This is a genomic window from Actinoallomurus sp. NBC_01490 (assembly GCF_036227085.1).
GTDB classification, from domain to species: domain Bacteria; phylum Actinomycetota; class Actinomycetes; order Streptosporangiales; family Streptosporangiaceae; genus Actinoallomurus; species Actinoallomurus oryzae.
This window is the reverse complement of sequence record NZ_CP109433.1, coordinates 9,747,854-9,774,097: the sequence shown is the minus strand read 5'-3', so window position 1 is coordinate 9,774,097 and position 26,244 is coordinate 9,747,854. Positions and strand designations below refer to the sequence as shown.

Annotated in this window: 35 protein-coding genes; 30 read left to right on the top strand and 5 right to left on the bottom strand. The window is 66.6% G+C overall.

The window, feature by feature from the left end; genetic code table 11:
• The first annotated feature begins 15 nt into the window (after window positions 1-15).
• From OG417_RS44865 to OG417_RS44755, 23 genes are all read left to right on the top strand, one after another.
• The gene (locus OG417_RS44865; RefSeq protein ID WP_329242866.1) at window positions 16-204 is read left to right on the top strand and encodes a hypothetical protein; all 189 of its coding nucleotides are present in this window, start codon (window positions 16-18) and stop codon (window positions 202-204) included.
• Between the two features lie 191 nt (window positions 205-395).
• Entirely contained in the window at window positions 396-611 is a 216-nt protein-coding gene (locus OG417_RS44860) for a hypothetical protein (protein ID WP_329242863.1), read from the top strand.
• 217 nt (window positions 612-828) lie between these two features.
• Window positions 829-1,170, top strand: coding sequence for a hypothetical protein (locus tag OG417_RS44855; RefSeq protein WP_329242861.1), 342 nt, complete (start codon window positions 829-831; stop codon window positions 1,168-1,170).
• Window positions 1,171-1,426: 256 nt separating this feature from the next.
• A complete protein-coding gene (locus OG417_RS44850; protein WP_329242858.1) occupies window positions 1,427-1,939 on the top strand; it encodes a DUF3085 domain-containing protein in 513 nt (170 codons plus the stop codon).
• A complete protein-coding gene (locus tag OG417_RS44845) occupies window positions 1,930-2,376 on the top strand; it encodes a hypothetical protein (RefSeq protein WP_329242855.1) in 447 nt (148 codons plus the stop codon). The genes OG417_RS44850 and OG417_RS44845 overlap by 10 nt, the downstream gene beginning before the upstream one ends.
• A gap of 535 nt (window positions 2,377-2,911) precedes the next feature.
• On the top strand, window positions 2,912-3,277 hold the full coding sequence (locus OG417_RS44840) for a hypothetical protein (protein ID WP_329242852.1): 366 nt from the start codon (window positions 2,912-2,914) through the stop codon (window positions 3,275-3,277).
• A 19-nt stretch (window positions 3,278-3,296) separates the two neighbouring features.
• Window positions 3,297-3,758 carry a DUF932 domain-containing protein gene (locus OG417_RS44835; protein WP_329263024.1) on the top strand — a complete coding sequence of 154 codons (462 nt, stop codon included), beginning with the start codon at window positions 3,297-3,299 and terminating at the stop codon, window positions 3,756-3,758.
• An 18-nt stretch (window positions 3,759-3,776) separates the two neighbouring features.
• Window positions 3,777-4,124: a hypothetical protein gene (locus tag OG417_RS44830; RefSeq protein ID WP_329242849.1), complete on the top strand. Its 348-nt coding sequence runs from the start codon at window positions 3,777-3,779 to the stop codon at window positions 4,122-4,124.
• A gap of 120 nt (window positions 4,125-4,244) precedes the next feature.
• A complete protein-coding gene (locus tag OG417_RS44825) occupies window positions 4,245-4,562 on the top strand; it encodes a hypothetical protein (RefSeq protein WP_329242848.1) in 318 nt (105 codons plus the stop codon).
• A 68-nt stretch (window positions 4,563-4,630) separates the two neighbouring features.
• The gene (locus tag OG417_RS44820) at window positions 4,631-5,461 is read left to right on the top strand and encodes a hypothetical protein (protein WP_329242845.1); all 831 of its coding nucleotides are present in this window, start codon (window positions 4,631-4,633) and stop codon (window positions 5,459-5,461) included.
• Between the two features lie 131 nt (window positions 5,462-5,592).
• The gene (locus tag OG417_RS44815) at window positions 5,593-6,240 is read left to right on the top strand and encodes a hypothetical protein (RefSeq protein ID WP_329242842.1); all 648 of its coding nucleotides are present in this window, start codon (window positions 5,593-5,595) and stop codon (window positions 6,238-6,240) included.
• On the top strand, window positions 6,237-7,229 hold the full coding sequence (locus tag OG417_RS44810) for a DUF4192 domain-containing protein (protein ID WP_329242839.1): 993 nt from the start codon (window positions 6,237-6,239) through the stop codon (window positions 7,227-7,229). Before OG417_RS44815 ends, OG417_RS44810 begins: the two co-directional genes overlap by 4 nt.
• A 361-nt stretch (window positions 7,230-7,590) precedes the next feature.
• A complete protein-coding gene (locus OG417_RS44805; RefSeq protein WP_329242836.1) occupies window positions 7,591-8,049 on the top strand; it encodes a hypothetical protein in 459 nt (152 codons plus the stop codon).
• Window positions 8,050-8,200: 151 nt separating this feature from the next.
• Window positions 8,201-8,419 (top strand): hypothetical protein, encoded by a 219-nt coding sequence (locus OG417_RS44800; protein ID WP_329242834.1) that lies wholly within the window; start codon window positions 8,201-8,203, stop codon window positions 8,417-8,419.
• Between the two features lie 231 nt (window positions 8,420-8,650).
• Window positions 8,651-8,857, top strand: coding sequence for a hypothetical protein (locus OG417_RS44795; RefSeq protein ID WP_329242831.1), 207 nt, complete (start codon window positions 8,651-8,653; stop codon window positions 8,855-8,857).
• On the top strand, window positions 8,854-9,399 hold the full coding sequence (locus tag OG417_RS44790; RefSeq protein WP_329242829.1) for a hypothetical protein: 546 nt from the start codon (window positions 8,854-8,856) through the stop codon (window positions 9,397-9,399). The genes OG417_RS44795 and OG417_RS44790 overlap by 4 nt, the downstream gene beginning before the upstream one ends.
• 178 nt (window positions 9,400-9,577) lie before the next feature.
• Window positions 9,578-10,177: a hypothetical protein gene (locus tag OG417_RS44785; RefSeq protein WP_329242826.1), complete on the top strand. Its 600-nt coding sequence runs from the start codon at window positions 9,578-9,580 to the stop codon at window positions 10,175-10,177.
• A 213-nt stretch (window positions 10,178-10,390) separates the two neighbouring features.
• Complete coding sequence (locus OG417_RS44780; RefSeq protein WP_329242824.1) at window positions 10,391-10,642, top strand: hypothetical protein; 252 nt, start codon at window positions 10,391-10,393, stop codon at window positions 10,640-10,642.
• Window positions 10,643-10,859: 217 nt separating this feature from the next.
• On the top strand, window positions 10,860-11,381 hold the full coding sequence (locus tag OG417_RS44775; protein ID WP_329242821.1) for a hypothetical protein: 522 nt from the start codon (window positions 10,860-10,862) through the stop codon (window positions 11,379-11,381).
• A 6-nt stretch (window positions 11,382-11,387) separates the two neighbouring features.
• Window positions 11,388-12,176 carry a hypothetical protein gene (locus OG417_RS44770; protein ID WP_329242818.1) on the top strand — a complete coding sequence of 263 codons (789 nt, stop codon included), beginning with the start codon at window positions 11,388-11,390 and terminating at the stop codon, window positions 12,174-12,176.
• Between the two features lie 203 nt (window positions 12,177-12,379).
• Window positions 12,380-12,799 carry a hypothetical protein gene (locus OG417_RS44765; protein WP_329242815.1) on the top strand — a complete coding sequence of 140 codons (420 nt, stop codon included), beginning with the start codon at window positions 12,380-12,382 and terminating at the stop codon, window positions 12,797-12,799.
• A gap of 24 nt (window positions 12,800-12,823) precedes the next feature.
• Window positions 12,824-13,162, top strand: coding sequence for a ParB N-terminal domain-containing protein (locus OG417_RS44760; protein ID WP_329242812.1), 339 nt, complete (start codon window positions 12,824-12,826; stop codon window positions 13,160-13,162).
• 196 nt (window positions 13,163-13,358) lie between these two features.
• The gene (locus OG417_RS44755; RefSeq protein WP_329242809.1) at window positions 13,359-14,393 is read left to right on the top strand and encodes a DUF932 domain-containing protein; all 1,035 of its coding nucleotides are present in this window, start codon (window positions 13,359-13,361) and stop codon (window positions 14,391-14,393) included.
• 730 nt (window positions 14,394-15,123) lie between these two features.
• Here the strand turns inward: OG417_RS44755 and OG417_RS44750 are convergent.
• On the bottom strand, window positions 15,124-15,405 hold the full coding sequence (locus tag OG417_RS44750) for a hypothetical protein (RefSeq protein ID WP_329242806.1): 282 nt from the start codon (window positions 15,403-15,405) through the stop codon (window positions 15,124-15,126).
• Between the two features lie 245 nt (window positions 15,406-15,650).
• On the opposite strand from OG417_RS44750, the gene OG417_RS44745 reads away from it, so the two are divergent.
• From OG417_RS44745 to OG417_RS44715, 7 genes are all read left to right on the top strand, one after another.
• Window positions 15,651-16,061, top strand: a complete 411-nt coding sequence (locus OG417_RS44745) for a hypothetical protein (RefSeq protein ID WP_329242804.1) — start codon at window positions 15,651-15,653, stop codon at window positions 16,059-16,061.
• Window positions 16,062-16,534: 473 nt separating this feature from the next.
• Complete coding sequence (locus OG417_RS44740; protein ID WP_329242802.1) at window positions 16,535-17,008, top strand: hypothetical protein; 474 nt, start codon at window positions 16,535-16,537, stop codon at window positions 17,006-17,008.
• An 89-nt stretch (window positions 17,009-17,097) separates the two neighbouring features.
• Complete coding sequence (locus tag OG417_RS44735) at window positions 17,098-17,928, top strand: DUF2786 domain-containing protein (RefSeq protein WP_329242800.1); 831 nt, start codon at window positions 17,098-17,100, stop codon at window positions 17,926-17,928.
• A gap of 101 nt (window positions 17,929-18,029) precedes the next feature.
• Window positions 18,030-18,707, top strand: a complete 678-nt coding sequence (locus tag OG417_RS44730) for a hypothetical protein (RefSeq protein WP_329242797.1) — start codon at window positions 18,030-18,032, stop codon at window positions 18,705-18,707.
• Window positions 18,704-19,237, top strand: a complete 534-nt coding sequence (locus tag OG417_RS44725; RefSeq protein ID WP_329242794.1) for a hypothetical protein — start codon at window positions 18,704-18,706, stop codon at window positions 19,235-19,237. The genes OG417_RS44730 and OG417_RS44725 overlap by 4 nt, the downstream gene beginning before the upstream one ends.
• Before the next feature lie 77 nt (window positions 19,238-19,314).
• Window positions 19,315-19,785 (top strand): hypothetical protein, encoded by a 471-nt coding sequence (locus OG417_RS44720; protein ID WP_329242791.1) that lies wholly within the window; start codon window positions 19,315-19,317, stop codon window positions 19,783-19,785.
• Window positions 19,786-20,208: 423 nt separating this feature from the next.
• Window positions 20,209-20,706 carry a hypothetical protein gene (locus tag OG417_RS44715; RefSeq protein ID WP_329242788.1) on the top strand — a complete coding sequence of 166 codons (498 nt, stop codon included), beginning with the start codon at window positions 20,209-20,211 and terminating at the stop codon, window positions 20,704-20,706.
• A 206-nt stretch (window positions 20,707-20,912) separates the two neighbouring features.
• On the opposite strand, the gene OG417_RS44710 is transcribed toward OG417_RS44715, so the two are convergent.
• The 4 genes from OG417_RS44710 to OG417_RS44695 form a co-directional block, all read right to left on the bottom strand.
• On the bottom strand, window positions 20,913-21,917 hold the full coding sequence (locus OG417_RS44710; protein WP_329242785.1) for a C40 family peptidase: 1,005 nt from the start codon (window positions 21,915-21,917) through the stop codon (window positions 20,913-20,915).
• A 64-nt stretch (window positions 21,918-21,981) separates the two neighbouring features.
• Window positions 21,982-22,413 (bottom strand): hypothetical protein, encoded by a 432-nt coding sequence (locus OG417_RS44705; protein ID WP_329242782.1) that lies wholly within the window; start codon window positions 22,411-22,413, stop codon window positions 21,982-21,984.
• 170 nt (window positions 22,414-22,583) lie between these two features.
• Window positions 22,584-23,471, bottom strand: a complete 888-nt coding sequence (locus OG417_RS44700; protein WP_329242779.1) for a replication-relaxation family protein — start codon at window positions 23,469-23,471, stop codon at window positions 22,584-22,586.
• A gap of 20 nt (window positions 23,472-23,491) precedes the next feature.
• Complete coding sequence (locus tag OG417_RS44695; protein WP_329242776.1) at window positions 23,492-26,044, bottom strand: type IV secretion system DNA-binding domain-containing protein; 2,553 nt, start codon at window positions 26,042-26,044, stop codon at window positions 23,492-23,494.
• Between the last annotated feature and the right edge of the window lie 200 nt (window positions 26,045-26,244).

Below are 26,244 nucleotides of genomic sequence, written 5' to 3'. Positions count from 1 at the left end.
AGCAGGAGGAGCGCCATGCCCGCTTGGGACACCAGAACCGACCGGACACCGTGGCGGGTGTACACCCGCGATGCGGCCACCGGCCTGCTCACCCATGACGGATTGATCTACCGGGGCGAGCACTGCGCCCGGCGCGAGGCCCGGAAGATCAGCCGTGTCCTCGGCCGTCCGGCCGAAGCCCAGCCCGCGACGGCCGCCTCGTAGCCGTCGTCAACCGCCCAGCTCTGCCCGGCTGACCGCGCCTGAGGTCATCCGGGCGGCTGGCTGCCCGCCCACCCGTGCCGGTGGGCGGGCTGCGAGCCGAGACCAGGGCCCCTTGGTTCATCCGTGCTCGGGAGTCCCCCGCGCACAAAACACCTGCGTGGACACGTCCCCCCAATTGGAAGGAATGCGCCGTGAAGCCGCAGACGCCCACCGCTCACCGGATCGACACCTCCGTGATCAACGCTCACCTGCATGACAAGACCCACCGCCACCACCTGTTCACGGCCGCCGTGGTCTGCCTGGTGGAGATCGGCCTGATCGTGGGGGTGGAGGCCGTCGCGGTCCACCTATTGGTCACCCTCGCCCTGTTCGGTCGCGAGGCCGCCGAAACCCTCCTGGGAGAGTAGCCCGCTCTCCCGCGCCCGAGCGGCCACCCCCGCCGCCCCTTGTACCCGTCCCGCCCGGGCCTTCGGCCTCGGGCGGGACCCTTCACCGCTGCTCAACCCACCCTGCTTGCCAAGGAAGGTGAGTCCCTCGATGAACGCTGTCTTCTACGTCGTCCTGGTCATCGTCGCGATCATCGCCGTCGTTCGCGGCGGCGGTGCTGTCGGCGGGTGAGACGCCATGGCCACGGTCTCGATACGCCATGACGTCGGCGGGCCGGACGGAGTCCTGGCCCGCGCACTGCCCTTCGAAAGCCACGGCGCGATGCGCGCCGTGGCTTTCGCGCCCTCCTCGACTGGACGCCTGGACCGCCACTGGCAGGAGCGCTACCAGGACGACCAGAACGCTCCCGGCATCGTGTACACGGTCCTGTCCTACGACACCCCGATCGCGTGGGTCCGCGCGGATGGCCGAATGGTGATGCCGCCGGTGACGTACTCACCGACCACCACGCGTCATCAGAACCTGTGCCGCGCCTGGATGGGCACGGATGCTTCATGTCACGAAGCGGCAGCGGCGTAGACGGAACAGCGGCAGCAGTTCCCGCAAAGCGTCGCGCTGGCCCTTATGCCCCAGCAGGGCTGATGGCCAGTGCACCCCGGGGCCGGGACCACTGAGAAGGTTGCCGCCCCGCTTCACCGATCACCGCAGACGTCCCGCTGGTCCAAGCGCGACCGGGGGGTCAGGACCAGCGGGACCCCGGTGATCAACGACCCGCCCTCGCCCCACCCCGGGGGTGCTTCCCTCCCTTCACCTTTGCGGAAAGGAGCACATCGGCATGCCCGACAAACCCTTCGTGCTACTGCGGTTCGATCTGGACGCCACGCTGCGGCTCGCCGAAGACGCCGTCGCAGCCACCGAACACCGCACCCGCTGGGACCCGACGCCGGATGAGCCGGACCGGCAGGTCGACGCCGGCCCCTGCCTGATACTCGTCCGCGACGACGGCGTCTACCTGATGTCCACCGACAAGAACGCGCCCACCGGCGCCGACGGCCGTCTCCCGGTCTGTTACGCCGCCGGGTTCGATCCTCGCTTCGGGCACTGGCGGAGCGCGTGGGACCGTACCGGGCTGCCCGGTGACGACTTCGCCGAATACCTCGAAGTCCTCGATTCCGGCCTGCTCGATGATCTCCGAGCCGCCGCTCGACTCGGCTTCCGCTGGTTCGTCATCGGCCTGTCCGAAGAAGACCTCAGCATCAGCTTCCAGCCCGGCACGCCGACCAAACCCCAGCAAATGGGCCGCGCTGATGAGCACCACCGAGACAAGGAGGACAGCACGTGCGCGTAAGCGTCTACCACAACATCGCCCGTGACGAGCAGGGCCGAATGATCAGCTGGTTCGGATACCAGCCGGGCCACCCGCTCGTGCACGTCATCGACTTCGAGGTCGGTGTCGTCCCCACCGACGGGCCTGGTATCGGGACGCTGACCGAAGAGGTCTGGATCATCGGCAACGCCAATCCGCAGACCCTCACCGGCGCCCACGCCACGCTGGCCCGCGCCTATCGTGCCCGCCGCTTGAGGTCACTGTTGGTCGGCGACGTCGTCGTGATCGGTGACGGCGACGACCGCGTCGCGTTGAGCTTGGACAAGGCCGGGCTGTCCCGCGTGGACCACCAGGCGCTACGGATCGTGACGACCCGGCAGCACGGCACCGAGCCGTGGCCCGCCGACACCCCGCCCATCCAGGCGAAGGAAATTCCCCTGTCCTCGGCCTGCCCCTGAAGTACGCGCAGGAGTTCGCCCCCCGAGGAGACCCTGCTGGCGCGTGTCGACCTCAGGGATCGTCTAGTTCCATCAGATGATCGGTGACCTGTGGTCGCTGGGAGGACGATGCCAGCGACCGTGGCCCGCCGGAGCAACTGAGCGGGCGCCCCGACCACCTCGGCGCCATATTCCACGCCGAGATGGGACGGGCCAACCGGACCGCGTACGCACGTCGCCCCCCGTGGCCCGGCAGGAGCCTCACGGACACTGAGGCACTCGCCCGCGCGGCTGATGCCGACCACCGGCCGCTGAGCGGGCAATCATCTCCGAACAGGACACTGCGAACGCAGGCGAACGGACGCAGACCTCCTGTCCTGTCCACCATCCCGCACCTACATGAGCAGAGCCGGGGGACCTCAAGCGAGCCCCCGCATCGTCGGGGCGTCGATGTAACCGAATATCCCGCTGTTCCCGGGAGGGGGCGGGAAACAACGGGCTTCGTCTCGACAGGAGTCAGGGCTCCTCAGCGGACAAACGCAAATAAGCAAAGGCGGTGATCAGGGTGAGCGATCCAGACGGCAAGATCTTCGAGGAGATCGAAGCCGAGAACGCCGAGTTGGGCCCCGGGATGGCCGTGCTGCCCCGGCAACGAGCGGCTAAGTCGCCGGGAACGATCTTGGACTACCGGCTACGTACTGACAGGGACGGGGTCGAGCACGTGGTGACCTACACGGTGCAGTGGGGCAACGGCGAGATCGAAGTCGTGGCGATGACCGAGGTGAAGCCGTACCCGGTTGAGAGCACCGAGATGGTCGCCGTGGAGCCGGGCTGGAACAACGCGTTCGAAGACGACCCGGCCTACTGGGAACGAGTCGAGGCTCACCAGCGCAAACTCGACCAAAGGCGGGGAGGCAGGTAAACCAACAGCCGGCCAGCAGATCAAGATCAAGCACTTGTGGAACTCCCGCGAGGCGCTGAACATCGTCTACCAGGTCGCTGACGACTTCGCCGCCGAGACCGCCGCGCTGTGCCAGACGAGCGTGAGCGACAAGGAGCGGAACGCCTTCCTGGACGCGTACGCGCCCGTGCCGGAGTACAAGGGCCAGGTCCGGACCATGGCGGAGAACAAGCGCGATGCGCTGTCCAAGCTGTGGAGCCGCGACAACCGGGTCGCCCGTGGCGCGGGCACCGCCTGGGGTGTCAACACCTACACCCACCACAAGCAGGACCGTTCGCGGTGTCGAGCGGGTCGAGCGCACACGTGGAGCGTGCGCTTGCGCGAAGGCGGTCACCGTTCCCGCTCCCGCTCGTCGCCTCCATGCCCCGACCGGCCGGTCAGCCAAGTGGCTGGGGCCGCAGCGCGTTTCAGGTATCGCCGTACCGCTTGGTGCCCGACATGAACAGAGAGGATGAATGTTTTGATCATCAATCCGGTCAACGATGAGTGGCTGACCAGTGTGCTCAGTGCGCTGGGCGGCACCCCGGGTGAGGTCGCGGCAACTCTGCGCGCGGCGGGGTTCAGCGGCGGGCGTGGCTCCGGCGTTCGATGCCCGGTTGCGTTGTATGTCCGGGCGAAGGCGAAGGAACGGGTTCCGTCCGCGTCCCGCGTGTTCGTGTGGAGCGGGTCGGATGCGGTTTCGGTCCGGATTGCCCGTGAGGACGGTGAGGTATTGGTGCGGGTCACCCCGCCGCTGGCGGTGAGTGCCTTCATCGAAGCCTTCGACAGCGGAGGCGATTACGCCGATCTCGACGACGCGGGCACCTGAGCGCCACGCCACACAGCCACGCCAGGGGCGACCCGAGCGAGCGTCGGCGCCGCGGCGACCCGCGGATCGCTTGCCCTGGATCCCAGACAGTACCTCGATCGAAAAGGGAGGTGAGAGGTGATGAAAACCTCCTCCAGGGTTGAACAGCTGACTGATCGGCTGCTGCCCGAGGTGGTCCGGGATTGCCCGGCGCTGGCGTCGGTCCGTCAGGTGGTCTGGACGGCCGATGAACACCTTGCCCCCCGCGACCGCGACCCCCTTATCGACGCGAGCGTCTCACCCCGCCTGGCGTATTGGAAAGGACGGCGTCAGGCCGCGATGGACATTCTTTCGGCCATGATCGGCGAGGTCATCACCAATGACCCGGCGGTGCTGGCCTGGCGGCTGCGGTTCGCCGTGATCGCCAGTATCGCCGAACGCCTGGTCAGCCACGACTGACGCCCGCGCGACCGGGCCAACCGCCCTGCCTGCCGGACTCCCCGCTGAAGACTCCGGACCCGGCCGACGTGGCAGCCCTCAAAGCCGATGCGCGGCTTATTACAGCCCACTCCGCCACCCCGGGCGGAACCACACCCCGTACCAAACGGACACCCGAGAGGGGAAAGATCACCATGCCCACCGAACTGCTGTCGACCGATCAGCTCAGCTTCCAGATCGGTGACGTCGTCCACCTCACCGACCCTGATGGCCCGGACCGGCTGGCGGTCGTGGCCGCCACCGCGCACCAGCCGGAACTCGCCGATCGGTGCCGCTGTGGCTGCGCCGCCGGGACACCGAGCGACCAGGTCACCCTCCTATGCGTCGAGCCTCACAGCACAGGAGACGCCGAGGACGCCGGGGTTGCCGGAAACGCCGACGGTTTCCACACCGTCCAGGCGAGCACGACGCGTCTGGTTCCCGCCGGGCCCAGCACACCGCAGCAAGACCAGCAGGCACGCCTCCTCTTGGACGCGCTGGTGAAGCGCTGCATCAGCGACCGTGAAGCCGCTGAGCGGCGATACGAGCAGGCGCAAGGGCGCGCCACAGCGGCCCAGGAGACCATCACCTCGATGCGCACCTACGCCATCGACCGGCACCGCGACGGAGAAATCTGCCGTCAGGGGCTCAACGACTTCCTCCGGGCCCACGACCTAGACCCGTACGCGCCCACCTACGACGCGACCGTGGACGTCACCCTCCATCTCACCGTCGACTGTGAGCCGGATGAGGACAAGGACGACATCGACTGGATCATCAAGCATCACCTCACGGTCGACAGCGACGATCCCTGCCGTCTCCAGATCCACGACTTCTCCCTTGAATACGACGCGATCCGCGACGTCCAGGAGACCACCTGACGCTTGGTGGGCTGCGGGACGTGACAGCTCCCATGGCAACCGGCGCGTCGCTCCCGCAGCCCGGCAGGGGAAGCACGCGCCAGGTCACCATCGCACCCGTGCGCGGGACAGAGCCAGATCGGAGGGAAACCATGACCAGCGCACAACGCCCGCCCACGCCCGTGACCTGGCGTGGTGAACCGGTCCCGTGGGTGGTCCGGTGGACCGGTGAGACCATCGACCCCCAAGTGCGGCTGGAACGACGCGCCGACGGCTTGGCTTACCACGACGAGCGTTCGGAGGACCGGCGGTTCGGCGTTTTGTGGTACCGCAACCGGACCGGCCGTGGCGGCGAACCGGAACTGACCGAACTCCACACCGGCCGTCTGCTGGCGTGCATGACGCGGAATCTTTGCCAGGTCTGCGGCGGCCCCGCCACCGATCCACACGGCCGCATCCAGTGGCTGTTTCCCCGCGATGAATGGGAACTGCTCGCCGAACCCGCCAACCCCACGATCGTCACCACCCCGCCAACCTGCCGGGAGTGCTGGCCGCTGGCCCGCCGGTTCTGCCCGCACCTGCGTGCGACCGGCACCGTCGGCGTCTCGGTGGCGGCCCACCGCCCGGTCGCGGTCTATGGCGACCTGTACGACCCGACCGGCCCGGCCACCCCATGCGAGGTGAACGCCATGGTGCCGCTGACCACCCCTGCCCGGCGACTTGTGCTCGGCAAACAACTCGTCGTCGAGCTCAGCGATATCCGCACCGAACCCAGCAGTCCGCGAAAGGAGTCACGTTGACCGATACGGCTTCCCGGGTCGTCAAGGTGACGGGCCCGGCGGGCGTTCTCGCCGCCCTGCACTATGTTCTGGGATTTCACCCTGCATCCGGCCTGTACGTGGTGGGGCTGAAAGACAACCGGTTCACGTGCGTGATCTGCCGAGACTATCCCGACACCGATCGAATAGAGCAGGGACGCTTCGTTGAGCTGGCGAAACTGATCGCCAACAGGAACGTCGACACCGTGGCACTCGTCGGCTACGGGCCTGACGCAGACGTCCGGCCGATCATCGATGCCGCGATGACGACCATGGCCACCATCGGTGTCCCGGTCGCCGAGGCCATCCGCACCGACCACGGCCGCTACTACTCCTACCTATGCCACGACACAACATGCTGCCCGCCTGAGGGCACCCCCTACGCCGGCGAAATCGCCCTGGCGGCCGACCTGGAACGTGTGCTGGACGCCTCGCCGGATCGCCAAAGCCTCCAGAGGAGCATCGAACCCGAGGACGGGCCATCGCGTGCGGCGGTGGAGAAGGCGACCCACCGCATCGCCGAACAGATCGAGGCCCAGATGCGCGAACCCGGGATGCCCCACGCCCTCATCGCCCAGACCCGAACCCTGATCGGCACGGCGGTGGAGGCATACCGGCGTGGCGAGCGGCTCAGCGATGATGACGTCGCCCGCCTCAGCGTGCTGATCGGCGTGATCCGCCTGCGCGACGAAGCCTGGATGACGATCATCCCCGACCTCCTGCCCGCCCAGCTCGCGTTGTGGAGCGACCTGACCCGCCGGGCAGCCGTCAACATCGCCGCCTGCGCGTCACTACTCGCCTTCGCCGCCTGGCTGGACGGAGACAACGCTCTGGCGGCACTCGCCATCAACCGGGCGCTCTCACACGACCCCGGCTACAGCATGGCGCACCTGATGACCGACCTGCTCATGCTCAGCCTCGGTGGAAACAGCGACGCGCCAGCCACCGGCCCTCCGAACACCCCACGCTAAGCCGCCCCGGCGCGGACACCCCTGGGAACTCCTCGGCGGCGCATCCGCCGCACCGGGAAGCCGCCAGGGGCCCGGCTAACCCCCGCTCGACCCGTCCATCGGCCGGGTCCCTGGCTCCCTTCCCGGCCCTTGTGACCGTTCGCCCACTAACCCGCCGATCCACTACCCCCGGGTAAGGCTGGGCGCTGCCTGCTGACCATCCGGTAGCCACGGCTTCAGACGTACCCACGTCGCCTTACGAGCCCTGCCGGTCCCCTGGAGAGGGGGCCAGGGGACCGGCAGACCACCACCACCCGGAAGCGTGCGCGCGAGCCGTCATCGAGCCATCACCGGAGAAAGAAGGACCAAAAGGAGACCCATAATGCAAGCCATCGTCGATGCGGTGCTACACGCAGCGCCGAGTTGTTTCCGTAAATGCGCACACACCGCGCGATTCACCGTCTGGTCCGATCAGACCAACCTCGACGGTGAAGCCAGCGATATGGATCCGATCACGGCATGCGGCCCTCACCTCCCGGATGCCTGCGTAATCAAGATGACCGGCGCACCGGAAACAGGCGAGACCGAGCCGGAGGAACCGCTGGACCAGCTCGGGAAGCTGGCGAAGGACATCCGCGCTTGGGACGCGGACCGCCGCCGGGTCACCCACAAGGAAAACCACGAAGGCGGCGCCTTCAGTAGATGGCACGACTCAGACGACTGGGCCGTCAATATCCTGCGATCGGTACAAGAGATCCTCGGTGACGCCGCCAAAGCAAGACCCGTAAAGATCTGTTCACCCGGCAGCGAATGCGACGACTGTGCGGCAATAGAAAGCTAGGCCCGGCGGATCGGCTAACCGGCACGGCACACCACGGCCGTGCCCTTTTTCATGCTGGGCCGATGTCCCAGGAAGTCCCCTTATCGACTGCGCACATCCCAAGGGAATCGTCCAGTGGCCTGTGAACACGTGAAAGGAGATGGCAACCGTCATGACGACCCGTACCGACATGCTCAGTGAATCGTGGCTGTCGCAGGTCCTGGCACAGTTAGGCAACAGCCCCGGCAAGGTCGCCGCCACGCTCCGCACGGCAGGCATCCGGGGCAAGCCCCACGATCCCTGTGGATGTCCGATCGCCCAGTACATCAAGAAACGGGCACGCGAGCTCTCGCCGTTGGGCCGCCATCACGGCTTGCGTCGCCGCCGGTAACGCCACCGTCGGTATCGATTGTCCCGACAGCGGCTACCAGTGGGTGTGCACACCGCCACCGGGAGCCGTACGGCAATTCATCGTGGCCTTCGACACCGACGCCGCCTACCCCGAACCTGCTCGCCGAACCCGCGCCATGAACCAGACACACCGGCTACCGGACCCAACAGTCACCAGAAACAACCTCATGGAAAACGCAACCAGAATCGGCGTCACCCGAGCGGAGAACATATGGAAGATCTGACGCACCGTGAGTTCACAGCGCGCTGGGAAACCGACGTGACCGACACCAGCCCCCAGGCGGCGGCGAGACAAGCATGGGAACATATACGGCGGCCCGACTCGATCGCGAACGTCTTCACGATCTATGACCACCAGACGGGTGTGGCCATACCTGTGGACCTGTCCGACGGCGAACAACGCGAAGACGAAGCATGAAGAAAACACCTAACCGGAACGGCGAATCTCGGGCAGAAAAGTGGCCTGGCGGTGACGAAGGTGGACCTGCGTACCGTCGTATCCGGCAGAACATCCAGGTTGCCTTGGAGGGCTTGATTCCGCTGCACATCGCGGAAATGCGTAACCACTCATTCGAGACGCGGAAGGAACTCGCCGAGGCCGATGGACAGCGAATCGCCTCCCACGCCGACAAGCTTCTCTACACCCCCGGCAAGCGGCCAAGGGTACTGTCGGCCCTGGCGCGGGGGATCGCAGCGCTGGCGTACCAGCCCGGTGGCATCACCACCCTGGGAATCCACGCCTGTGCTCACCCACACCCGCAATGCCCGGCGTCGACCACCCGGCCGCCATGTTGCACGTGTGATCCCCGTGCCTGCACCGCCAACTTGACCGACGGCACCTGCACGAACCAGGCGGCGTGCGCCTGGTGCATCAACGGCTGTCCCGCCGCCGACCACCCCGCGCAGCTGTGCTGCTCACCGCAGACCACCTGGGGACGGACCCGCGCGCTAAACCGCTGACCAGGGGGCGCAGCCACCCGTAGCACCCGCCACTGTTGGCGAACACGGAGCACGGCGATGAACGTTCTCCGGCCTCGGCTGCGGACGACACCGATCAGTGCCTCCGGGGCATCCCGGTCGGTGCACGCCAGACCACACTGGCGGCCCAGAAACGAACAGGGGAGAAAGGACACAAAACGTGGATCTTGGATCCTTCGAACTCCAGGAAAAGAAATTGCGCGCCTGGCTGCACGCAGAAGACTCGCAGCGATCAGGACCATCCGCCGAGACCAGCTGGGCCGGATGGGATCCGCTGGAAGCCGACGCTGAAAACGACGTGATCGAGTTGCTGGAATCGGCACAGCGCAACAGGCTGCTCACCGGTCCGGCTCAGATCGGGTTGATCTACATCGACGACCCGAACGGAGATGCGTACTACACCACCGTCGACCTCCCCGCCAACGGGGAGATGGGTGAGCTTCGCCTGGCCTCCGCCGCTTGCGAGTGGAACCTGATCAACCCAGGAGAGCAGGTCGGCGCCGAGGCGGCCATCGCGGTCCTGGCTGGCATCACGGCTGAAGCCAACGCCTTGCTGCGTTCTCTCGAGCGATTCACCGCCCCGCACGAGCAGGCTGCCCATGAGCAGGCCATGGCGGAGGCGCTGGAGGTCACCGATGGAATCCAGGCACACGGCACCTGCGGGTGCGGCGAGCCGATCGCCTACTACGACGGCGAGTGGATGCACGTCTACAACGATCAGCTACGCGGGACCGGCGATCACGATCCGGCCCCCAGCTGACCTGCGCGGTTCTTCACGAATGAGGCTCTTCGTTCACCTCTTGAGGCTGATCAAGCTTTTCGCATGAGTACGCCGACACCCGGGCTCCAGGTTGGAACAAGCCTGCCTCGATCCGGTCGTGTGCTCCCCGTGCGGGCCGCCCGGAGGGTGAACCCTGACGCCCCACAGCGGTGCTCCCTGAAGCGGCGAAGAGCAGAAAGGAGGTGTGCGGTCATGGACATGCCGGTGCCGGACCGTAACGGATACCCCTGCGCGGAAGAGGGCTGCGTCGGCGTCATCGAAGCGACCGTGCCGCTGTGGTTGACGCTGGATTCCGATGGTCACTGGTCGGTCTATGGAGTGGGGGATGAAGCCGCGCAGATCGTATGTGATCACGCTGAACATCCGAACCGGACGCGGCCTCTCCACCAGAGCCTGAGTGCGTTCTTGGACGAGCTGTTCCCCTCCTCCACCGTGTACGGCTAAGTAGCCCAGCGTATTTTTATTATAGGCGCGATCAATATCGCAGTTTTTCCACCAGAGATCAGGCACCTGAAACAGATATCCGAGCCACGATTTGCGTTAGCCGAGGTCAAACCCAACGGCGACCCTGGTCCCTGGGATTGCACCACCAACAGGACGCGTACAGGCGGATCGCCTGCATGCGTCTTTTTTCTATTTGGAGCGATATGCCATGGATTATGTGATCGTCCGGGCCGATGGCCCGGAAGCGGAGTTCACCATCGCGTCTGACTTCAACGACGCGCTGCGCACCTACCGGAGTTGGCTGACCGCCTACCTCACCGAGACCGGCGATGAGTTCGCCCGTGAGCATCTCGCTTACCTCGCCCACGCGGGAGACCGGCTGCGGGGACGGGCGATCGAGTACCGCGCGCCACACTACGGCCCCGACGGCCAGATCACGCAGGTATTCGTGCTGGGGGCGTTGGGCTGGCCCACCATCTGGCACCTGCCGCCACCACAGAGCATCGACCGTCACTGGGGCAGGACCATCCGCCGGCTCACCCAGCCGTGGGGTGCCTTCGAACTGCGCGTTGACGGTGAGGAGTGGCGGATCTTCTGGCTGGACCCCCGATTCGAGGGTGCATTCGCCGCCAGCCGCGCCTACACGAGCGCCGCGGAGGCCGCCGCTGACCTGGCGTTCATCGACGCGGCTCACCAGGCGCAGCCGCCGACCGGCGTTCGCCGCGACGAAGCGAGGTGATGGATCGTGCCAGCACCGCCCGCGTACCGGGTGAGGCGAGCGCTGAGCCGCAGTGAGCTCACAGCGACGCTGAACGCAGTGGAGGGCGCCGGGAATACCAGGGAGATTCTCGCTGCCGTCGTCCAGCACCTATTCGGTGCGCTTTTAACGGCCGCTGGGGACGCGCTGGCCAACTACGGACCCGACCGCACTCTCGATCCCAGCGAATATGCGATCCCCGCCCCTCAGTGGAACGCGATCGCCAGCGCTTGCCAGGGCCGCGCCGATGCCTTCGGTACTCGCGCCGAGATAGCGCTTGAGCTTATGAACCTGATGCCGGACAGCTACGACGATCCCACCGTCACTGTCCCGCTGCGTCCGACCATCGACCACCGTCCACGCGAGCACGTGTTGACCGTTACCCGCGAGGCCACCGACGTGATCGCTGCCGCCTCCGCCTACTGCGACCGGCTCGCTGTGGCGTTCGGATCCAGCTCGCGCGAGTATCTGGACGCGGTCGCATCCTGGCAGCGCAACGTGTCACACCTGTTCTCAATGGGCTTTGGTGCCGATACCCGGGTCTCGAAGGACGGGGAATTGAATCTGCTGGTCTGCTCCGGCAGCGGACTGGTCTATGCGATCGTCTTCCACCCCGACCAGCGTCGGTGCACCCGCCCAGGCTGCCAGGCCGTGATCGACGACGACGGCCGGGCATGGACCTACCGGCCCGAGGACCCGCGCTGCGCCGATGACCGGCACGAGCCGAGCTACCCCCTGGACGTGCCCGCGCCCGGCACCTGGTCATTGCATTCGTGACCCACGAATCCGTGCAGGCGGGGCTGCGGCATAGCCACCGAAGTAGATCTCTACGGAAGCCGTCCGGTTGTCATCGCTCCCGGTCCGGCGCAGGCCATCGGTGGGCTGAATGCCCGGGAGCTTCGATCTCACGCGTCGGTCGCGGTACGGCCGTCGGTGACCTGCGTGCGCAACCCGATCACCACAAGCCATGGAGGTGACCCATGCGCGTAAGCGTGTACCACAACGTGGCCCGCGACGAAGCGGGCCGAATGATCAATTTCGACGGATACGAGTCCGGCCACCCGATCGTGCATGTCTTCGAAGCCGACATCGACCTCGGTGACGAGGTCTTCGCCTCAGCGCTGGCCGAGATGGTCTGGACCGCATGCAACCTCGGCCCCGATGAACTGACCGGCCGCATGGCCACCCTTGCCCGCGCCTACCGCGATCGGCGCCTGCGCTCCCTATCAGTGGGGGACGTCGTGGCGCTCGGCGAGGGCGATGACAGCGAAGAGCGAGTGGCGATGTGCGTCGATGCCGTGGGCTTCTCGTTCGTGCGCACCGATCGGCTCAACATCGTCACCACCTGCGAGCACGGCACGCAGCCATGGCCGCTGGACGCCCGCCCCGTCCATGTCTGAACGCGCGCACTGGAGGTGGAGACGATGAGAGACCGGGAGGTGTTTCAATTCCTGGCCTACCGCTGGGATGTCACCGCAGCCCAGCAGATCGCGGCCGAGTTGCCCGTCTACCGGTTCAATCCGCAGCCCTGGTTCGGCTGGCTGGGCGCGATCGGCCTCGATGAGGATCATGTGCCCACGGTCGATCTGGAGCGCCCGCTCATCATGGTGCGCCTGCGCGAGGCCGACGGCGCAGCGATGCTCATCGACGGGTGGCATCGGCTGGCCCGCGCCCAACGCGAAGGCATCACAGAACTGCCCGTCGTGGTGTTGAACGAAGACCAGGAATACCAGGTGCGCATCTTCGGCGGCGACAAGCAATAACCGCCTTGGATATCCCCCAAGGCCGTGGCGGCATGGACGCCGACCCGGCCGAGGGTGAAAGACCGCCTACGAGCTGTGGCGGTCCAGGCCAACGGCCACGGACTCCTGACCGCCCAGTACCCCTGAGCCGCCGGGCGCCATCTGTTCGACGTGGCGCCCTTTTTCATGCCCGCGATCGGAAAGGAAGGACACGCCCATGTCCAAAGAGAGCCTGGAATGGCTCAACAAGAACACGCTGATCGGCTTCACCGAAAAGCGCGGTACGGCCTGGCACTACCGAGCCGACCTGCAAGCCGACGAGCCCAACCACTACGTCGGCCCTGTCCCGGTCGAGGCCGTCAAGCGCAGGCTCTTCGGCTGGGAGGCGGTCTCCAGCGCGGTGTATGTGGAGAGCCCGGTCACCGGCGGGCTGGTCGAGGCCCCGGGCCGTCAGGCCATCCTGCGGTCCGACAACGGCCACGTCATGGGAATCTTCACCGAAGGATACGAGCCGCATCCGTACATGGAGTGGCTGATCAACACCATCGCCACCCTGCTGGAGGACGACCTGTCGATCGGGTCGGCCGGGCTGCTCAAGAACGGCGCGGTCGCCTGGGTGAGCGTGGAGGTCCCCGACAACATCACCACCCCCGAAGGCGTGGAGTTCCGCCCGCACCTGTTCGGCGCCACGAGCTTCGACGGGTCGCTGGCCACCACATTCAAGCGGGCGATCACCAACATCGTGTGCGACAACACGATGGCCGCCGGGCTTGCCGAGGCCGGCCAGCAGATCAAGATCAAGCACTCGCGGAACTCCAAGCTGCGCATCGGCCAGGCCCGCGAGGCGCTCCACATCATCTACCAGGTCGCCGACGACTTCGCCGCTGAGGTCACCGCGCTGTGCAACACCAAGGTCAGCGACGCCCAATGGGCTGCGTTCCTGGACGCCCACGCGCCGCTGCCGGAGGAGGACAAGGGCCGCAAGCGCACCATGGCCGAGAACAAGCGCGACACGCTGACGCGGCTGTGGAATCACGACACGCGGGTCTCACCCTGGCGGAACACCGCCTGGGGTGTGATGCAGGCCGTCAACACCTACACCCACCACGAGCAGATCGTCCGGGGCGCCGGGCGGGTCGAGCGCAACATGCTGCGCGCCGTCACCGGCGGCGTCGACGAGCTCGACCAGGCCACCCTGCGCACCCTGGCCGCCGTACGCGGCGAGCCCATCAGCGTCCGCGCTGCTGCCTGACCCATTCTCCGCCGTTGGGTGTCGCACCGGCAAGATTGTGACCAGTGCGGCACCAACGCGGCCAGCTCCTTATTTGTGACGCGGCGCTACCGCCCGGCGTGAGCGGAAAGCGCACCCTTGCGCGCTGGTGCAGGTCCGGCGAAAGGGATCCACAGCGCCGCCAAAGGCGAGCTGACGAACCGATAAATCCGGTTACCCAGCGCGGCCGATTCAACTCACCGGTCAGCGGCGGGTGCGCCGAGCCGGATGCGTGCACACCAATTACCCGACATCGACGCGGGAACGAGTCGGTCTCGGCGAATCCAACCCCGCTCCAACCCGAACCTAGTGGGGGCGATCAACCCTGTGCGAGCTGGCGCTGATGGCGCGGGCCCGAACAACCGTCGCCTCGCTGCTGCGAGCGGCCTGGGAAGCGAACGCCTCGCAGGCTGGCGCTGCCGGGCAGCGGTGCGTCTGGCTGGCGCTCACCTTGACCACGTCACCGCTGGGCAGACGGCTGTGGCGGCATGTGGATGCGGCGACCCGGTCGCCGAATACAACGGGGACTGGTTTCACGTCCTGAACCCCGAATTGCGCGGCACCGACGATCACTGGGCTGAGCCGACGCCCGGGACGGTGCTCCGTTACCGGCGCTGGAGGCCAATCGATGGGGAGGACTGGCCGTGAACTACGACGAATGGCCCGGCGTGGGCGATGCCGTGGCCGCACTGAGGGAGGAATTCGGAAACGCCTACATCGAGCACATGGCGGCGTCTGTTTTTGCATCTATGTGCCGATCGAAGGGCTGGGTTTCTTGTCGGTCGGTGTCATGGATGGCCCGCTGGGCGGAAGCAACCAAGGCTGGAGCGTCGAGCTGATTTATACAGAGGGCGAGTATGGAGGACCGGTCTGCAATGTCCCCAACCGGAGCATTCCCAAGCTCGTCGAAGCGGTGCGCGCGTTCGTACGCGACGGTACCCACACCGGGCTGACCCGCCACGATCTTTTGTGCCTGTGCCGTGACCAGCACCACGCCACCACCCGGCATTTAACCAATCCGGTCCACATGGGCGATCCCGAGTGCGTTGAGTGCCAGGAGATTCACCGAGGCTTCCAAAAAGGACAGATGGGCCGAAGCGTCTGTTCCTGCGCGAATGCAGACGTCCCCGCTGGCTCCTTTAAGCAGGAAATCTCACACATAGATCTCCGTCAGGCGACGAAGCGTCCTGTGTGCGTCACGGCTCCCGATCAACCGCGAGGTGAATGGGAGGAGCGTCAATGATCTTTAGGAGTCATATCACGACGGACTCGCCGCGTGCGGTCCAGGAGATCCTCAAGACGCTCGCCCGGCTGGCGGGCGAGCGCGAGGACTACGCCACCTGGTCGGCGAGCGCACTGGAACGATGGAGGGACACCGCTCAGCCGAGGCAAACGGCCAGCGCTCGAGAACGGCTGGAGGCCGGAGCCCGCATCGACCGATCCAAAGCCGACACTGCCCGGCATCTGCTCGTCGAGGCGTGGATCGCGGCCGGATACGACGACGGCCGGCAATGGATTCCCCGCGTGGCGGCGGAGCGGTTCGCCGACGCCATGATCGAGATCGTGCTGGCCGAGCGCGACATTCCGGGCGCGACACGCCTGGAGTTGGACGACATCTTCACCGGCGCGATCGAGGTCGAGGTGAGCTGAGATGCCACCGGAGGAGATCGGCTGTGTCGGCGCTCCCACACCCGGGTCGCGCGGGCGTGATCGAGGCAGCGGTACCGCTGTGGCTCACGCTGCACGGCGAGATTTCCACCGGATCTGGCGGGTTGTTCCGCGTTGGGAGCCCGATGCCCTGTTGTGGTGGCCGGACATTCCTCGTGGCACGCGGCGCGGTCGCCCATCCGCACTCTCGATGTCGCGGAGGCCAGCGGATACCGCTACCAGCTCGCGGGCAGCGCTGGCCGATGGTTCTCATCCGTGAACCGACTCAACCTGGTGTGCAGGAGATAGCCCTCCGCACCCAATTCCTTCCTAATCAGCGAATCGCCTACGAGGTCTTCGTTCACCTCGCTTACGAAGCGTAGGACCCGCATCCGCGCGGTGGCCTGGATGCCTCGCTCACATTGCGCTTCCGGGCGGCATCGCACACGACCAAATCTCCGGAAAGCGAGTCTTTGATGCCTTACACGATCACATGCCGTTCCCACGACGGCAACCGCACCGACCGACACTCACAGGAATGGGACGATTTCGCCGACGCTGCTCGGCAACTCGCCGCCTGTGTCGAGGAATTGGTGATGAGCCTGTCGCCTCGGCTCGGCGAGGCGGAGAAGTCTTACGTGCGTACGCTTCTCGCTGAGACCGCCCGCTTGGGCATCGCCGTCGTGCCCGGTCAGGCCACCTACCAAGTCGTCGACGTCACCGACGCACCACCGTTCCATCAGTCCAGCGCGACACGCCCTCACTCGATCGATTGGTCGGCGGTGGGCCGTCTCGCTCGTCGTCTTCAGCGCCACGCCATCGAGCTCAACCACACCTCCAGCCTCGCCCCCGACCCGGACTTCGACGCAGAGGCTCGGGCACGCGCAACGCTCGGCGAACTCATCGACCTGTACATAGCGCTCAACGCGCATCTGCGGCCCAGGCGCTGATCCACACCCGGCCAAACCACGCCCTCAGGGGGGCAGCAAGCCAAGCCCGTCTCCGCCTGCCTGGCCGTATTCCGAATCGAGGTATCGAAATGGACGAAACCACCAAGCACCGGCAGAAGCAGAAGATCCGGCACCTACTCGCCCTGGCGGAGCACCCCGATACGCCGGACGGAGAACGCGCGAATGCATTCGCCCGCGCCGGTGCGTTGATGTTCAAATACGAGATCGAGGAAGCCGACCTGCATCAAGGCCAAGACGACCAGCCTGTAGAAGACATCGTCTTATACGACCATCCGGTTACGGGCCGCGGCGGTCACGGACGTGAACGCGCCTGGGCACTCGGCAACGTCGCACAAGGCATGGGCTGCGAGACCGCCTACCTGAGCAATGACTCCAGCAACCGGATCCGCTGGGTCCGGATCGTCGGGCCGGTCTCCACGATCGAGAACCTCAAGATCCTCCTCCCGGCAGTTTTGGTGCAGATGGAAGGGGCCGCCGCAAGAGCCGCCCGGATCCACGCGGCCAAGCTCCCGTCCTGGCTCGCACCGCACGAGCGGACCGCAGAGACCGCCACCGCCCGGCGCAGCTTCATGCGCGGATTCGGCAGAGGGATCAAGGAAAAGCTTCAGCAAGAGCATGGCGACTACGCAGACCAGCTGCACACCGAGGCCGCCTCAGGAGACTCCGTCTCCGCGAGCCGTGAACTCGTCCTGGTCACCCGCGAACAAAGAGTGGCCGCCGAATTCAAACGGCGTTTCCCCCGGCTGAAAAAGCCACGAAGGCCCAAGAACTCCAACTCCAGCGCCTACCGCCAAGGCGTCAAGGCCGGCCAGGAAGCCGACCTCGGCCGTAACCACGTTGAGAGACCACCCGTCCGGCGCCAACTGGACCGGTGGCCACCCCACGCCCGCGAGGAGTAGCCAGACATGGACAGAAACCGATCCTCACACCACAGGCCCGGCCGGGTTGAGCTGTGCGAGCAGGTTCTCGACTTCACGGGTACCGCTGGTCTAGATCCTTCATGTCCGGCGGGGTGGTGGTGATGCCGTTCATCCGCTGGGAGGACCCTGGCATGACCAGCGCGCAGACCCGGGCACTGGTCGCGCAAATCGCCGAGGCGTTGGGCGAGGGCTGGGCCCTCGCCGAGGACCGTCACCACAACGCGGGACGCTGGGAGCTGCACGCCCCCGACGGAATCGAGCTGTGCGTTCAGGTTGGGCCCGCGCAAGTGACCGTACGCGGAATCCACCATGGCGTCGGCCGGTATCTGCCGGGCGATTACGGCTGTCAGCAACCAGTGATCCATTTTTCGACGGCCAAGACACCACAACGGATGGCTCGCGAAATCAGCCGAAGACTGCTGCCGACGGTCCGAGAGGACGCGACCATCCTTGCCGCCGCCCGAGCGGACCACGACGCCCGGCTCGCAGGAAGGCTCGCGACGCTGCTGCGGGCGCGCGAGTTGCTTGACGGTGACTTGTCCTGGGAGCAGGCCGATGCCCACGGGAAAGCCGCTGAGCTCGACCAGGCGGTCAGCACCAACCGGTACGGCCGAGCCCCACACGTGGTGATCGCCCTGAAGAGCCGCGATGAGACGGACCGTTTGGACGAGGTTCACATCACCAATCTCAACCATGACCAGGTCCTGGTGATCGTTGAGGCCGTAGCCGGGCTGATCAACAGCAAGAGGTCGACATGACGAACCCCGGCACCGAGCACCCGAATCTGTCCGACCTGCCCGAAGCCGAGCGGTCGCACCCCCTATTCAGGAAGGGGTACAACCTCGGCTATGCCCACCGCGCGCTCGAGGATGCGCCGGCCGAACTGCAACAGCACCGCTCGCAGTGGGCGCCCGCGGAGACCGCGACGGCGCCGGCCACCTTCGATGTGACCTCCGGCGGGCTGCTGGATCGCCTGGCACCCGGTGTGCGCGCCCTACGCGATCTGCTCAACCACACCGATAAGCACATCACCACCGAGACGCCCTGCTGCGGACGGCGTATCACGCTACCGGCCCCCAATGAGCAGCAAGAACGTGCGGCGATGTGCTGCCGGTGCCATATCACTTACCGCGTCAGCCTGATCTGGGAAGAACCGGACGGGTACAACGACGGCCAGGCACCACCCGTGGCCCTGTTCGTAGTTGTAGACGTGGACGTAGCACCGGCACAGCACCGGACCGGCAAGTGGGAATCGCGCGATAACAGAATCAAGCACGCCACTGAATAAGCAGGGCGGGACCGAAAAGAGACCTACATGGAACCTTCCCTATGGTCCACCATCAAATAGCGAGAACGGATTCACCGATGACATCATTCACTCTCAACGAGGAGGCGGCGCGTGACTGGGTGACGAGCCTGATCGTGACCTATGAACTCGCCGACCTGAACACTAGTCGCGATCTTTCGGTGTCCACGTCGATGCCGCAGATCGGCATGGATTGGCAACCTCGTGAGCCCGGTCAGGAAGATACCATCGCCTCCTTGGTGCGCTGCGCCCAAGACCAGCCCGGGATTCTGATGTCTGCAGAAGAAGTGGAAGTGGCCATTGAATTCGTCGATGACGGGGATGATTGGAGCTATCACTTCCTGCTACATGTTCGGGCGCCGGTATCAGTAACGCTCGCGTCCCCGCCCAAAGAAGTCCGCCATATCACGGAAGATTCCGCATTTGGGGTTGACGCGGCCATCGAGGTCTTGCGAGAGGCCACGCAGACCGCCGAAGCTTTACGAGAACGATTGGGCGCGTTCGTCGAAGCGGCGGCCCGGGAGCCTTAAAGGATGTATCGCTCACATGGCTTTGAACGATCTGGGAAGACTATCGTCCGAAGTTGGGAAGGCCGACTCCCCTTTGGAGAGTCGGCCTCCTGATCGGAAAACCCATACGGTTGACAAAGACACGGATGGAACCGATCGTTCTTTATGATACGCCTTCATGTGCGGGAACGGTACGCTCCCTCGCTCCAAGAGCGAACCCCTTCCTCGTCCTTCCTTCCAGCGGGTCAGGAGACCGCCATGCACGAGACTCGCCCGATGAGGCCTCTCGGCGGACTGATGTCGATACGATGCCTGGTCTGAACGGTAGACGCCCGACGCCTGCGACATCGGATCGGCGTGAGACGAGCCTCCGGGTCCATCAGCCGGCGCGAAAGCGCCTCCTGGGGACGCTGGTTTAGAGCCGGAAGGGGAGGCGGCCCGTGCATGAATGATGACCTTGTGGCCTTGCTCTTCAAGACGGTGCGCCGGGCGGAGCACCACATCCAGGCCGGAGAGTATCTGGCTATCCTCGCGATGGAAGGGCAGCGTCCCCTGGTGCTCACCGACTATGACTACGTCCTGGATCCAAGCGCCGCTGCGGCCTTCGAGCACCGAGCCGCAGTGCACGCCCGCCGTATCGATGTGGAACGCTGGGTACTGGCGGTACCGCAGGTATGGGTGATCAACGAACGTGATGTGGCGACACGGTCGGTGTCTCCCCATCCTCTGCGGCCAGGGGAGCAAGAAGCCATCACCTGGATGGCATTCGACCGCGCGGATGGTGTGGACTACGGCAGGGTCGCTTACGCTCGCCGGCCGAACGGCGAGCCGGTCTTCGAGGATCCCGAGGTCTTCACCGTGCCGCTTCGTCCCGGAGAGCTCATGCCCGGCTACACCTTGCTCAATGACCTGATGGGCGACGACGAGTCTTCGACAGACTGAACACTCAAGCTACCGGAAGCCAGTGCCTGGCCACTCGGCCGGGGCTGGACGCCACAGCTCGGAGAAGCGGGTTCGCGTCCACGGGCCAGCCTGAACAAAGGGAATCTGCCCCTTCTGAAGATTGAATGCAGTTCGTCCGATCCGAGGACCTCTTCAGAAGGGGCAGCAGATTTCAAATGTAGCCGCTAACGGGAGCAACTGGCGCCCTAGAATCTTGTGGGTCCGTTATGGCCGTTATGAGCCGTTGGACGGGTGAATCCCACGGCGCCGCCGGGGTAGTTTTTGTAGCTTTGGAAACGGACGTTGGTTCCTGTGTGCGGGGCGACGATCATGGTGCCTGCGGTGGGGTTGTAGACGATGCCGACGTGGCCGGGTCCGCTGTGGCCGGGCTTGTAGTCGAAGAAGACGAGGTCTCCGGGCTGTTCTTGCCCTGATGGGACGGTGGCGCCCCACCAGTATTGGGCGTCGGACAGACGGGGGATGGTGACGGCTGCGGAGCGGTAGGCGCTCATGGTGAGGCCGGAGCAGTCGAAGGCGTCGGGGCCGGTGGCGCCATAGACGTAGGGTTTTCCGAGCTGGCTGCGTGCGTAGGCGATCACCTGGGCGGCGACGCCGCTGGCGGGCGGTGAGCCGAGTGTGGCCTGATCGCAGGTCGGGTTGTCAGCGGCGATGACCGCTTGGGCGCCGTGGTGTGCGTATCGGTTGGCCTGGGCGAGCACGGTGTCGACGTAGTCGTTGGAGTGGTTGTAGGCGAAGAGGGCGGCGCGGATGTTTCCGGGTGCGCCGTGGGCCCGGAGGTAGTGGGCGGCGGCGGGGATGGCGTCGGCGGGGTCGTAGACGTCGTCCCAGCCGTCGCCGTCCCCGTCGGTGCCGTATCCGCCTGTGTGGGCGTTCGCGGGGTGGCGTGGCGCGCCGCCCCAGGTGTTGCCGGCGGCGCCGCGGATGCCGATTTGCATGGGGCCGGCGGCTCCGGCGTAGTTCGCGCCGGAGGCGACGCCGGTATGGGGATCGCGGCCGTGGTCGGATTCGATCTTGCCGATGGCGGCGAGCAGGTTCCAGGCGATCCCGGATTCTTGTCCGTTTTTGCGGTACAGCTGGAGGTAGTTCGCGGGGATCGTGTCGCTGGCCTCGCGGGTGGCCTCAGGCTGCGTCTGGCAGGCGGTGGGGTCTTGGAGGTTGAGCATGGATCCAGCGCCGATCAGCACTGCCATGAGCAGGAGAAGACCTCCAACGCCCGCTGCGAGTGCGATGTGGATCGAGCCGCTGTCGCCGCTCTTACGGGGCGCTGGCATGGAACGTGCTCTCGTTCCCGGCGTCACCTGCGGATGCGGGCTCGACGTCGCTGATCAGCCAGGTGCCGGTGGTCTTGGTGGCGGTGACCGCCAGGCGTTCGGTGTGCTGGCGGGGACCGGTCGAGCTGGTGATGTTCTCGCGCAGGCCCACGACGAGGATCAGTGAAGCCGGGCCGATGGTACGGATCCGTTCGGGGACTGCTTGGGCGGTGGCGGCCTCGTGGTCGCGGGTGCGACGGCTGAGGAGACCGGGGGTGGCTGCGGCCCTGGCAAGGGTCGCGTACAGCTCGGGTGTCGCGGTGGACCGCAGGCGTTCCAGGTAGGTCTGGACTGATTCGGCGTAGCTGTAGGTTGCGTACGCAGCGGCGAAGCCGGTCGCTGCCCGGATCGCCGTGCTGAGGTCTATGGGGGACAACGGAAGAAGCCTCGCGTCAGAGCCTGCGGACCGGCTCGGGGCTGGCGTATGGCTGGCGGGCGTTCGAGGATCGGTATGAGGACCCGATGTCGAGGGTCGTGAGGTGCAGGAAGCGAGCAGCGCGATCGCTGCGGTAGCCGTCGCGGCCAAGCCGGTGATTCGACTGGTTCTCATCGGGGTTCTCCTTCCGGTCGGTCGGTGTGGGCATAGCGAGCGAGGGTGATGAGGCGCAGGCGCGGGGGCGTGGGGTTGTGATTGGCCGGGAGCCAGATGGGACCGGCCGGTCCTTGCCGGGAGTCGCGGATCGCGTGCGGGCTGGTGGTGGCGACCGGAACGGGCGCGCCGATGAGGTGGCGCCGCAGGTTGGCTTCGCGGGTGGCGCCGCTGGTCCAGATCAGCACCGGGGTGATGACACCGTCGGTGGCGGCGAGTTCGGCGTAACCACGGAGCTTGCGGACGACTTTGGCGAGCGGTTCGGTGCCGGTGTCGTATTCGAGGAAGAAATCGACGTGGGTGGAGTCTTCGAACCAGCGTCCGTAGCCGTCGGGGCGGGCGTAGCCGCCCCACGTTTCGGCGCAGCGCCGCTCGGACCACCACTGGTCCAGGCGGCTGAACTGGTCGTGGCGGGACGCGGCGACAAGGCCGGTGAAGAAGCCGTTGACGCCGATCAGGTGGTTCAGGCGGGACGAGTAGGCCCAAGCCAGGGTGCGGTCCCGGCGGTAGCCGAGTTCGGCGAACGGGATGCCGCGTTCGGCGGCCAGGACCCGGGCGCCGGCCGCGCCGAGGAAGTGGTGCAAAGGTGCGGAGCCTTGGCCAGGTGGCAGGAGGATGCGCAGGCTTTCGATGACGCCGAGGCGGGCCAGGCGGAGCATGCCGTGGCGGGCGCGGTCGTTGGTGGGGTAGGCGAGTTGGGCGACCTGCGGTGTGGTGAAGACGTGGTGTTCCCACAGCAGACGGATCAGCCATCGGTCGCGGTCGGTGAGGCGGGAGGCGAGCAAGGCCAGAGCCGCGTCGTCGGAGCGACCAGGGTCACGGGGGACGGGGAGGTGACGAGCCATCGAACGGGCTCCTTTCGCTGTCAGATGCCGGGGTGTCCCGGCCTGGGCTGCGGGTCGGCACGGCGGGGATCGTCGGCGGGCGGTACCCGCCGGCTGCGGTCGGGGCGGCTGCCGTGCGTGTCGCGGGCGGTACGGCGGATCAGTTCCGCTCGGCCGGGGACCGCCGGGGGCAGCGGAGCGGTGTGCAGGGTGAAAGCGGGGGTCTCGGCGGCGCCGACGATCAGGCGGGCGCTGGCCTGGAATCCGCCCAGATGCGCCAGGTCGTGCTCGGACAGGTTCGGGGCGACGTGGCGGGCGAGATGGCGGGCGTCTTCGGGAGAGACGGCGAAGTAGACCTTGTTACGGGCATTCGCTGAGATCGCCTCGCGCAACTCGCGCGGGAGTTGCGCGAGGTCTTGATGCGCGAGTACGACCGACAGCCGGTAGGCACGGGCCTCGGCGAGCAGATCGGACAGCCCGTGGGGGAGGGTGAGGAAGTTGTGGCACTCATCGACATAGAGCGCGGCGTCAGCGCGGGCGGCCTGGCCGTGGCGGGCGCGGCTGGTGACGGTTTCCCACACTTTCGCGAGCACGAGTGAGCCGAGCACCGATGAGGCGTCCGCGCCGAGGACGCCTTTGGACGCCCTGACCAGTAACAGCCCGCCATCGAGCACCTTGGTCAGGTCGACGGTGGAGGTAGAAGCGCCGATGGTCGAGCGGATGAAGTCCCGCAGCAAGAGCCCGCGAAGCTTGTTCAGCACCGGGCCGGTGGCGTGCGCGCGTCCGGCGTCGGACAACTCGTCGTACCAGGACCAGAAATCTCTCAGGATCGGATCGCGGAGCCGGCCGGTGAGCCGGGCTCGGTAGACGGGGTCGGACAGCAGACGGGGGACGTCCGCCAACGTGGCGTGCGGGTCGTGGAACAACGTCAGGCACGCGGAGCGGAGGATGTCGTCGGTGCGTGGCCCCCAGAACTCCTTGTAGATGCGCTGGAAGATGCCGACCAGGTTGTCCGTGGCCAAGTTCGGGTCTGGGCCTTGCAGAACGTTTAGGGAAGGTCGGGCGTGGCGTTCATCCGGGTCGAACAACACCACCCGGTCCGCGACACGCTCAGGTAACCGGGCGAGCAGGTCAGTGACCAGATCGCCTTTGGGGTCGATCACCACCGCGCCGCGGCCGGCTGCGACGTCGGCGAGGATCATGTGGGCCATCAGCGTGGATTTGCCGGACCCGGTAGCGCCCAGCACATGGACGTGGTGACGGCCGTCCGCCACACCCAGGGCGACGGGCCGGCGGGTGCCCGCATCGGCGACACCGAGCGGCTTAGCGTCCGGGCCGGGGCTGTGGATGAACGGGGGCGGTGGGACGGCGTTGGCGCCCGCGCGGGACAGCCCGGGTACGGCCGGGTCCCACGGTAAATGTGCCAGTGCCGCGAGTTCGGTCACTGACAGCAGGTCCCCGCGGGTCATCCACCGCCGCCTCAGCGTGGTGAGCGGACGCCGAAGCCGGTGGCGGCGAAGGTAGTTGTATCCGCTGTACAGGGCGTAGGCCGAAGCGATCGCGTGCGCGCGACCGCGCAGCGCCCGGCGGACTTGAGTCTTCGACCGGCCGTCATGGCACGTGGCCGTGCCGTTCCGCGGCCTTGCCACGGTGGTGGTCACCTGCCCGGAGTCGGTGGCCAGGCAGTAGTGGACCACCGTTTCCCACCGTGGCTCGTGAGCCTTCTCCAGGATCGCGCGGACTTCACCTGCGCGTTCGGGATGCAGGGCGTACCCACTGGCGCTGGGAGCGCGGCGATTCGGCGTGGGGGTGATCAGATCGAACAGACGCCCCCACGGGCGGCCGGAGGTGACGCCGCCGCTGCGGAGCGCGGCAGCCGCCCGGTGTGCCTTGGCCAGACGTCGGCCCGTGGCTGGGCGGGCGAGGATCTGCACCACGGCGTGCTGTCCAGGGGGCAGGCCGGACGCGGCACCGACCAGCGCACGCAGCGGGTCGACGTGATGATCGGCGCGCAGCGGCAGCCAATCCGGGCGCGCCAGCCGTAACCTTCCCCCGGCGGTGACGCTGCCTGGCGGCAGCGGCGGGGCGGAATTCGGTGCGGTGTGGGTGCGGGCGGCGGGCCATGCTGCCTCGACCGCGCGTTCGATCAGGCCCGGGGGGATCAGGCCGGGGACCCAGATCCGGATCTGGACCGAGGCAGTGTCCCAGGAGTATTCCCAGGCCAGGTGTGGCTGACCGGCAAATAGCCGTTTGTAGGCCGGGCGGAGCAGCCCGATGAGGTTGGCCCACAGTTCATGGGCGGCCTTCGGATCGACCTCGGGGGGTGCCAGCACGGTGATCTGCCGGGCGCCGTCGGCGAGCCGAGCGTGGAAACGCCGCCACCACAGGTATCGCAGCATCAGGGCAGCGATGAAGGTGCAAGCGATGAGGATGCCGCTGGCCCAGCCGTAGGCCGCGAGCAGAACCTCACCTCTGTGGATAAAGCTGTGGATAAACGCGCTCGGGTCACGGAGAAGCGGTCCGACGGGCGGCTCTGTCGGTGTGGGTGCCACGGCGTGTCGGGGCCGGGTCAGCCCTGTCGGCAGGGCGGTCACGGGTTCGCCTCCGCTGGGCCGGTTCGGTTCGCAGCGGCGGTCTGCTGTGCTGGCGTCGTGTAGCGGCATGCCCCTATGGGCGACTCGCCGGATTGGGGTTGGGTTGGGTCCGTTTGCTGGGTGCAGCGCCCGGCGGTGGGTTCTCGAGGCGTGAGTTGCGGATGGTTGGCCGTATGTACTCGGCGGGGATGGTGTCGATT

Excerpts from the sequence above, each read along its gene's own strand:
- OG417_RS44865 (WP_329242866.1), top strand. The coding sequence starts at position 16 with ATGCCCGCTTGGGACACCAGAACCGACCGGACACCGTGGCGGGTGTAC.
- OG417_RS44855 (WP_329242861.1), top strand. The coding sequence starts at position 829 with ATGGCCACGGTCTCGATACGCCATGACGTCGGCGGGCCGGACGGAGTC.
- OG417_RS44850 (WP_329242858.1), top strand. The coding sequence starts at position 1,427 with ATGCCCGACAAACCCTTCGTGCTACTGCGGTTCGATCTGGACGCCACG.
- OG417_RS44825 (WP_329242848.1), top strand. The coding sequence starts at position 4,245 with ATGAAAACCTCCTCCAGGGTTGAACAGCTGACTGATCGGCTGCTGCCC.
- OG417_RS44815 (WP_329242842.1), top strand. The coding sequence starts at position 5,593 with ATGACCAGCGCACAACGCCCGCCCACGCCCGTGACCTGGCGTGGTGAA.
- OG417_RS44805 (WP_329242836.1), top strand. The coding sequence starts at position 7,591 with ATGCAAGCCATCGTCGATGCGGTGCTACACGCAGCGCCGAGTTGTTTC.
- OG417_RS44800 (WP_329242834.1), top strand. The coding sequence starts at position 8,201 with ATGACGACCCGTACCGACATGCTCAGTGAATCGTGGCTGTCGCAGGTC.
- OG417_RS44795 (WP_329242831.1), top strand. The coding sequence starts at position 8,651 with ATGGAAGATCTGACGCACCGTGAGTTCACAGCGCGCTGGGAAACCGAC.
- OG417_RS44790 (WP_329242829.1), top strand. The coding sequence starts at position 8,854 with ATGAAGAAAACACCTAACCGGAACGGCGAATCTCGGGCAGAAAAGTGG.
- OG417_RS44780 (WP_329242824.1), top strand. The coding sequence starts at position 10,391 with ATGGACATGCCGGTGCCGGACCGTAACGGATACCCCTGCGCGGAAGAG.
- OG417_RS44765 (WP_329242815.1), top strand. The coding sequence starts at position 12,380 with ATGCGCGTAAGCGTGTACCACAACGTGGCCCGCGACGAAGCGGGCCGA.
- OG417_RS44760 (WP_329242812.1), top strand. The coding sequence starts at position 12,824 with ATGAGAGACCGGGAGGTGTTTCAATTCCTGGCCTACCGCTGGGATGTC.
- OG417_RS44755 (WP_329242809.1), top strand. The coding sequence starts at position 13,359 with ATGTCCAAAGAGAGCCTGGAATGGCTCAACAAGAACACGCTGATCGGC.
- OG417_RS44745 (WP_329242804.1), top strand. The coding sequence starts at position 15,651 with ATGATCTTTAGGAGTCATATCACGACGGACTCGCCGCGTGCGGTCCAG.
- OG417_RS44740 (WP_329242802.1), top strand. The coding sequence starts at position 16,535 with ATGCCTTACACGATCACATGCCGTTCCCACGACGGCAACCGCACCGAC.
- OG417_RS44735 (WP_329242800.1), top strand. The coding sequence starts at position 17,098 with ATGGACGAAACCACCAAGCACCGGCAGAAGCAGAAGATCCGGCACCTA.
- OG417_RS44730 (WP_329242797.1), top strand. The coding sequence starts at position 18,030 with ATGTCCGGCGGGGTGGTGGTGATGCCGTTCATCCGCTGGGAGGACCCT.
- OG417_RS44725 (WP_329242794.1), top strand. The coding sequence starts at position 18,704 with ATGACGAACCCCGGCACCGAGCACCCGAATCTGTCCGACCTGCCCGAA.
- OG417_RS44720 (WP_329242791.1), top strand. The coding sequence starts at position 19,315 with ATGACATCATTCACTCTCAACGAGGAGGCGGCGCGTGACTGGGTGACG.
- OG417_RS44715 (WP_329242788.1), top strand. The coding sequence starts at position 20,209 with ATGAATGATGACCTTGTGGCCTTGCTCTTCAAGACGGTGCGCCGGGCG.
- OG417_RS44710 (WP_329242785.1), bottom strand. The coding sequence starts at position 21,917 with ATGGCAGTGCTGATCGGCGCTGGATCCATGCTCAACCTCCAAGACCCC.
- OG417_RS44700 (WP_329242779.1), bottom strand. The coding sequence starts at position 23,471 with ATGGCTCGTCACCTCCCCGTCCCCCGTGACCCTGGTCGCTCCGACGAC.